Here is a 7,861-nt window from a genome sequence, read left to right as displayed (position 1 = left end):
AACAGTCCAAGATGAAGGTGGGAAATTGTATTCACGTTATCCTCCTTTATTTTTCGGTAGGTTTGATTTTATCAACCACAGAAGGAGTCAGAACTCAAACAAATCGATTAAGAGCATCGATCATGCAGAAAGATACAGCAATTATTGTGTAACCGCAACTATTACAGCTCTTGTCAAATTCGTGATGTTACTTGATTACAGCTAGAACTTTTGGGAATTGGTTGGAAAGGTGATACCTAATCCCAGAATTTATATTTATGGAGCTTCTCTGTTGTATCGTCAATTATATAAAATATTTGACTTTCATCATCAAACACCATCCCCTCGGGTTGAACCATATCAATGGCATAAACATCCAGAAAACTGCCATCCAGATTGACGAGGTAGACGTTGGAAGCTTCATCACTAAGTATCCATAGTTTGTCCTGAGAAGTGATGTAGGCAATACTTGAGAAATCTGGCGCAAAGGTGATTTGTTGTAAAGATTGGGTAAGGGCCAATTCATCAAGGGTAATCAATGCGCCAAAATCTTTTTCCTTCACCATGTATATTTTGGAGTGGATGACATCCAGAGTGACTCCCTCCAGGCCTCCACCATCACTCACACTTGAAATATTCTGGTATCCCAGGGCACCCCCGTCTGAATCAAGATGGATGAGTTGTCCCAGGTTTTCATCCACCATCCACAGCGTAGAGTCTCTGGAGTCAAAGCTGATACCTTCTAAATCATTGCCGCTGTAGTTTAATGATTGGATTCGAATGCCCAGTGTATCTATCTCATAAAGACGACCCCCAGGTTTGTCACTCACGGTCCAGAGCGTGCTCTTATCCTTCCCAAAACTTAAACCCGAAGGTGAATCCACTCGAACACTGTAGATCGCCATCAATTCCAGCGAATGTAATACCTTGATATCACGGGTATCTGTCTCTGAACCAGAACTACCGGTAATGGTCAGGGTAACTGTGTAATCACCTGGGGAATCATAAATATGGACGACTTCAATTCCGGTAGCTGCTGTGCTATCACCAAAATCAAAAGTGAACTCGTAGTCGCTAGCATCTTTACCAGCTTTCAAATCTGCACTAAAGTCAATGGGGTATCCCCGGAGGAATCTAGATTGCTCAGTAACTATTTTTGCCAGGGGTATATCCTCTGATCCACCGCAGCTTAAAAGAATCCCGGCAAGGACAAATAGCAGAATTAGCTGGAATGTTTTTTTTTGAATCAAGAGTGGTGGCCCAGTGTTTTATTGTCTACGGTTTTCCTAAAATATCATTTAGATCATAAACTAGAATTCGTGAATTCCACTGATCTACTACGGCTAGAATTTTTTCTCCTGTTAGCAAAGTCCTGGTACTTACACCATCAGGCGAGGCCAATTCATTTTTATGCCAATCATTGAGCAGATGCACTTGTGCTCCACCTGCCATGATGTTTTGCTCATTATAATTCACCCCTTCGATAACGCAATCTGATTCATCATCACAATAGTATGGCGCAGGGATTCCAAAATGGGCGACTCTTTTCCCAGATTCTATGTTATAGCAATCCACACGACCAGCCTTTTCATCCACTGCAAATAGATAGTCCCCAAAAACGCTCAAGCCTTCGATGGAGTCTTTACTATAGCCTGAAATAATCTTTCCATCCATCATTTCAACACCAATGAGGCGATCTTTAAACGTACCAGTCTCTAGATCAAACACGCCGATGTATCTGTACTTCTCTGCATTTCCAAATTGACTCTTCTCTGGCTTTTCCTCAGCCACAAAAAGCAATCTTTTTTCCTCTGAAATAGCCATCCCCTCACTTTTCCGCATGATTTTGGTTACTTCCTGAGTTGCTGCAAATTCTTTGTCATACACATATCTGGTCACTTCATCGGTAAGAACCTGCTTGAATTTTCTAAATCCAAAATTGTAAACACCGTCTATACGGAATATGGTTTTATCCATATCGGCGACAAAAATATCCCCACCTTGGGACACGATAATTCCCTGGGGTTTAATGAGGAGACCATCATTTTGGTCGAGGTAGTATTCATCTGCTGAGACTACACCCTGGTAGCCAATTAATTGATCCAATGTCATATCAGGATTGAACCTAGCGACTGAGCCGACCCCTTCAAGCGTTATATAAATGTATCCCGCCTTATCACTGCTTATACCAGTAGGGACAATATCAGGATTTCCCATTTCAAGCGTTTCAGCATTAATTGTTTTTTGTAGGGTTCCATTCCTGGAAAAGACCTGGATGCGATCATTATCAACATCTGTAACGATGAGATCACCATTGTCTAGAATTTCCACATCATCTGGCTGTGCCAGCTGGTCAGCTGCCGAACCATATCCATTTTGGGGATTTGGATAAATTTGTAATGGAGATATGGTAGCAATTTCTGGTACTGATTCTTCACTCCTGAAGGCACAAGCCACAAAAATTACAAAACTTAGAACAAAGATAGTAAACCGAATTGAGATCACTTTTAGCATGCTGTTTCCCTCTTGAGCCATTGACAACAACTGGAACCTGTTAAATCAATCATGAATATAAACTGAGGTATTATAAACAAACCAGCCTGGCAGAACCAGGCTGGTTTGTCAATCTTAAATCAGTATAAAGTTCTACTCACGTGCCCAGGCAGCGGAGAACATGGTTACACTACCTTCACGCTCGTTGGCACTGAATACGATTCCGTTGCTTGGATGTGCACCCAATCCTTCAGAACCAATATCGCTTGAACCCTCTGGAGCATTGTCTGCTTCCCAGCCGATACCAGCTTCTGAGACAGAATCAAAAATGATATTGGCAGGATCAGTTACATCATAAACCACAACAGCGTGTGACTCCTGAAGTGCCATGAGAGCATAGATGTGTCCATCTTTCTCTACAACTGCGGCTTCTTCTGGCTCGGTACGCTTGGTTGATTTACGGCCATCAACTTTCCAGCCGTCTGGAAGATCATTTTCAACGGTAACTGGATCGGTTGCTGTAAAAGTAGCAAGATCAAGGATCTGGAATGAGCCATTTCTCTCATTAGAGATCAGCGCATAATCACCACTTGGATAAATATAAAGCCCATCTGGCTCAGCTTCATTGTCACCGGCGTCTGGCTGCAGGTCTACAATAGTTACATCTGAAGCCTCAAGAGGCGCATCGTTAGCATTAAAAACCAGAATCTGACTGGTTTCCTGAACTGAAACCACAACGGTTCCATCTGCTGAAGTTTCACAATGCTCTGGTTCAGAATCTACATCATGATTTACTAAATAATCCTGAACGAGAGATGCGCTGGCAATACCATTTTCCAAAGAGATGATGGAAACACTACCACCATGACGTGTATCTGGTTTACAAGTACGATCTTCGCGATCATCTTCACAGGCAACAATCAGAAATTTACCATCTTTGGTAAAGGCACATCCATCTGGATTGTAACCAATATCCGGGACAGTAACGACTGAAGTCGGATCAGAGAGTTTGACCAATTTAATTGATCCGCGACCACAATCTGCTTCAGCGACACAAACAGCGACATAATTCTCGCCACCAATAAGTGGAGATACATCAATCGATGTAAATTCAGCAGTAGCTGAACCGGTGCTCAGCGTAGCTAGTTCATTGATGGAAAATGAACTGGCAGTGTAGGTGATACCGAACAATTGATTTGTCGCTGATGCAACAAATACGGCCATATTATCGCTACCAGGAACCATACGTACGATTTCTGGGTTAGCATCTGTTGCAGTAGCAACAGACATAACTGTTTCAATGCTGAAAGAATCATAGGTTGGAACTTCATCAACCGCGTCATCTTCACAGCTCCAGAAAGCAGCCATTAGTACCATAAGCAATACGGTAACTTTTTTCATTTTACTTCCTCCTTTTAAGGATTTGTGGTTTATCATTCTATTGTCTCCATTATCTCTATTATCGTTTTCTAAAATCTAAAATTAATCTGCATCAAGCTCTGATCATCGTCAACGCTGGGTTGTTCATCAGAACCTGTGGTTTCACTAAGGATATAATGTTCAAATTTTAGTGTTAAATTATCATTTATGTCCAACATGGCCGATATCGTGGTCATTTGTCTATCCCATGACATAGCCTCACTGAGATAGGCCCAGGCAAGCTCGTCTCCAGCACTGTTCTTTTTGGATTTCAAATTAAGAAAACCCTGACGTCCCAGGAAAGTCAATTTTTTGGCATTTAAAAATTTGGGCGCTTTCATGGAATATGATGCTTCTCCATAGGCACCCTCACGTGTCAACAAACCGTCTTGAGCCTGAATGTACTCACCCACAAGATTGAGCCCACCGATTTCGTAACCAGCTCTACCACCCATCCAGTAGTGTGTTAGGTCAGTTTCATCACCCATGCTGGAATACGGTGCCAAAGATTGTTTCAAGCTGGATTTCCAATCCCAATCATCAATGAGTTCACCTGTAAAGAACCATCCCAGAGCAGAGAGACCGCCAAGTTCAACTCCGGCTTTCACACCATATTCAAAGGTTTGACCATTTTTGGGTTCATAGTCATCATAAACCATCATTTTAAATGATTTATCCTCAGCCGCATCATCGGTTCCCAGCGGACGTTTCATGGCGAATGACAGACCACCAATAAGCTTACCCTTCTCACCCAGAGGTATTTCAGTTTCTGAATGCAAATGGGCTTCGCGTCCTTTCCAAAAAGCAGTTCCAATCAGTGGATAGCCTTCAGATTGTCTTTTTGTGCTGACGAAGGGGCGATTCTTACCCATTTCAAATTGAGTGTGAAGACCAGGAACGTTTAGACGTGCATATTGTTTATCTACATAGGCGCTTTCATCATCAAAACGGAACTCAATTTGATAATACAAATTATCATTATAGTTAACACGGGTTGAGAGGACAGCCATATCAATGCGCATGTGTGGACTGCGATTCTTGACCTTTTGGTAAGTCAAATCCTGGTTGGCAAAACCTCCAGCACCTTCCACATCTATAAATTCAAGCTCCACTTGCCCACCTAGCACAATATCCAGGCCACTATCCGTGCTCACGGTTACGCCTTGCCCAAGTGTGAGGAGCGGCAATAGTATTGCACCACTAAAGAGCACCTTTAGAATTTTCATTTTGACTCCTTGTCATTATTTATTTTAATTGTTGGTTCAGCATCTTTTCTGAGAACTAGATGTCTAAAATAATAGAGATACGGTATACTTAACAGAAGCCCTACCCAAATGAGTAAATGGGGTTTCTGCTCGTTTTTAAAAGCGAATTCGATAGCCACTCGTTCCATATATTTCATTTGGGATCTGGAGATTGAGACGCTTGCCCGCCCTCCAATCTGAGTGAATGTATAGGGTGGTTTGGGATCCTTATTTTTAAACTCGGGTTCACTCCCATTTACGCGATGATAATTCCATCCATCTGGTAAAATGACTGTGAGTGCACAAGCTTCGATTGTCATTGGTATTGAATTGGTATAGACCACTTCCCAATTAAAGGTCTTGAACTCCGCTGGTCCTGCCTCTTCCCAATTCAGGTATTCAGTAATCTCTGAGTTAAGGGTAATGACGTGGGCTCCCAGCAAAGCCTGCTCAAATTGAATTTCAAAGACTGGTGATGTTCTGTCGTAAGTTAGTGTAGCAGTGGTCCCTATTTCTCCACCATCAAGCAGAACAACTGGTTGACTCATCTCTACATATTCAGAGGGAATATTTAATGATTGACTACTATCTGCAAAAATCACTTGAATATCCATCTTGAATTCAGCAGAGCCGTCTTCATTGATGGAGATCGATTGGTCAATGCGATTAATGTCTTGAGCGGCTATAGTTGAACAACAACCGATAACCGCGATAAGACTGAATATTTCTATTAGGCGCATCATGGTGTAATCCCCAAAAATCTGAACCAGGTAGGACCTGCTATTATCATGACAACCACTCCAATCGTAGAAACGGTCAGCCCATACTTCAGGTTATCAGAGATGGAGAATTGTCCAGCACTATACAAGATCAGGTTTGGTTTGGCATTGGTTGGGAGTGTAATCACCCAGGTGAGTGTGAAGGCTGCAGGCAGAGCTAAAGACACAGGATCAAAGCCAAACTGTTGAGCAATAGCAATGATTATAGGTATCATCACTATGGATCTCATTGTTTTGCTGGTGAAGAACAGATGAGCATACATTGAAAAGGCGATAATAATAATGTAAACTGTCCAGAAGCTCAAATCAGCTCCCAACCCCACCATTTCAAACACACTACCTACCAACCAACGCGCTGCTCCGGAGTCAAAAAGCGCTAAACCACCTGAGTATGCGCCAGCGCTAAAGATCATCACATGCCAGGGAATATCTGCATCATTCCATTTTAATAAACCAATTTTCGGCAGAAAAACAAAGACAACACCGATCAAAGCAGCCATAACAGCACTGATCTCAAACCCAAACCAGCCCACATGAAAACGATCCGTTGCCCATAGAAAAAGTACAAATAGGAATACTCCAGCAGACTTGCTCTCTGCTAAGGTGAATCCCCCCATTTCATGGAGCATTTTGCGCATGACATCGAAGCCACCTTTGACCTTGGGTTGTTGATCTTCTTTTTTGATGGGGAATAAATATTTAGGTCCCAACCACCACGAGATAGCCATGACGATGATGGTGATAGGAAGCATCCCAAACATCCAGTCAGAATAATAAACTTTCTGATTACCCATCTCAAAAATGAAAGCGGCTGCTACAATGTTACAGGTACTTCCTGTTATGAAACCTGATGAAAAAATACTGATGCCCTGAAGATTTTGCATAAACAGGTTTACACCAAAATTATTGCCATTGCCTGATGTAGAACCATAGATGGAAGATATTACCAACATTACAGGCAAGACCATCACTGTTCTAGCTGTGGTTGCCGGTATAAAAGGTGCCAAAAATAGCTGTAGCACAATAAAAGCGCCGAGAATGGTATAGGAACTATGCCCGAAGCGAATACCAATCCACAAGGCAAAGCGTTTAGCTAATTGGCTTTTTACCAACGTTGAGCTCAAGATAAAAGCGAGGATATTCAACCAAATGACTTCTAAGCCAAATACACCCAGGACCTTTTCTTCTGGCCACCCATTGAAAAAGGTCAACAAACCCATCAACAGAAGCGATGTGGCATAAGTAGGTATCGGTTCCGTCACCCACCAAGTTAACGCCATAGCAAAGGATGCAATGGCTGCCTGAGCTTCCAATGTTAATCCATTGGGCGTCGGCATGAGATAGAGAATCAGAAAGAAGATGATTCCAAGGGGGAATCCAATATAGCGGGTCAGGTTCTCTCCCCGGCTGGACTCCCTTTGAGCCACCACATTCAAATTGGTATCAAAATTTATTTCAGGAGGATTCATTTATTTTCCTGTTTGTACTGTACTGATGTGCCAATCTAATCAAAAAGGTAAGCAGCTTTAAGTCTCCCTACTTCTGACCATTCTGGTTGGTAGTTATTTAATTTGTGTATGAAGCTTGTGCAGCGCTCCATAACTGCAGCATCATATTGTCGTTCTTTAAGAAAGTCATGATCAAAGGAGAATTCTGCAATTCGTAACTCACCCGCTGCAGTTTCAACGATCCAGACACTCATATCCATACGACCATAAAGACCATCACCAAACTCAAGTTTACCTGGTTTCACCATCCATTCATCAACTGTTACGCCTGCAACCATAGATAACTCGGCTTCAGCAGGGATACCAAGTGTGGTGAGGACTGGATAGATTTCTGCAAAACCAGCCAATATGTTTGAGGGCATATCGTCAAGTTGAACTGAATTTGAAACGGCATAGGTGACATCTTCCGCACCATTCTTTGCAGAATAATACACTATGT

At 42.3% G+C, this 7,861-nt stretch carries 7 protein-coding genes; all 7 read right to left on the bottom strand.

The annotated features are described in order from the left end of the window. Nucleotides 1–236 precede the first annotated feature (236 nt). Nucleotides 237–1,229, bottom strand: coding sequence for an SdiA-regulated domain-containing protein (locus tag ISR87_14995; GenBank protein MBL7026748.1), 993 nt, complete (start codon nucleotides 1,227–1,229; stop codon nucleotides 237–239). A 25-nt stretch (nucleotides 1,230–1,254) separates the two neighbouring features. Continuing rightward, nucleotides 1,255–2,493 carry a hypothetical protein gene (locus ISR87_14990; protein MBL7026747.1) on the bottom strand — a complete coding sequence of 413 codons (1,239 nt, stop codon included), beginning with the start codon at nucleotides 2,491–2,493 and terminating at the stop codon, nucleotides 1,255–1,257. A 132-nt stretch (nucleotides 2,494–2,625) separates the two neighbouring features. Continuing rightward, the gene (locus ISR87_14985; GenBank protein ID MBL7026746.1) at nucleotides 2,626–3,873 is read right to left on the bottom strand and encodes a hypothetical protein; all 1,248 of its coding nucleotides are present in this window, start codon (nucleotides 3,871–3,873) and stop codon (nucleotides 2,626–2,628) included. A gap of 68 nt (nucleotides 3,874–3,941) precedes the next feature. Then, a complete protein-coding gene (locus tag ISR87_14980; GenBank protein ID MBL7026745.1) occupies nucleotides 3,942–5,117 on the bottom strand; it encodes a hypothetical protein in 1,176 nt (391 codons plus the stop codon). Further along, nucleotides 5,114–5,878: a hypothetical protein gene (locus tag ISR87_14975; protein MBL7026744.1), complete on the bottom strand. Its 765-nt coding sequence runs from the start codon at nucleotides 5,876–5,878 to the stop codon at nucleotides 5,114–5,116. The genes ISR87_14980 and ISR87_14975 overlap by 4 nt, the downstream gene beginning before the upstream one ends. Next, complete coding sequence (locus ISR87_14970) at nucleotides 5,875–7,383, bottom strand: DASS family sodium-coupled anion symporter (GenBank protein MBL7026743.1); 1,509 nt, start codon at nucleotides 7,381–7,383, stop codon at nucleotides 5,875–5,877. The genes ISR87_14975 and ISR87_14970 overlap by 4 nt, the downstream gene beginning before the upstream one ends. Nucleotides 7,384–7,418: 35 nt before the next feature. Beyond that, nucleotides 7,419–7,861 (bottom strand): hypothetical protein (locus tag ISR87_14965; GenBank protein MBL7026742.1); only part of this gene is annotated, 443 nt, incomplete at its 5' end.

Source organism: Candidatus Neomarinimicrobiota bacterium, assembly GCA_016784545.1.
Taxonomy (GTDB): Bacteria; Fidelibacterota; UBA8477; order UBA8477; family JABMPR01; genus JABMPR01.
The sequence above is the reverse complement of the archived record's forward strand: the minus strand, read 5'-3'. Positions and strand labels throughout refer to the sequence as shown.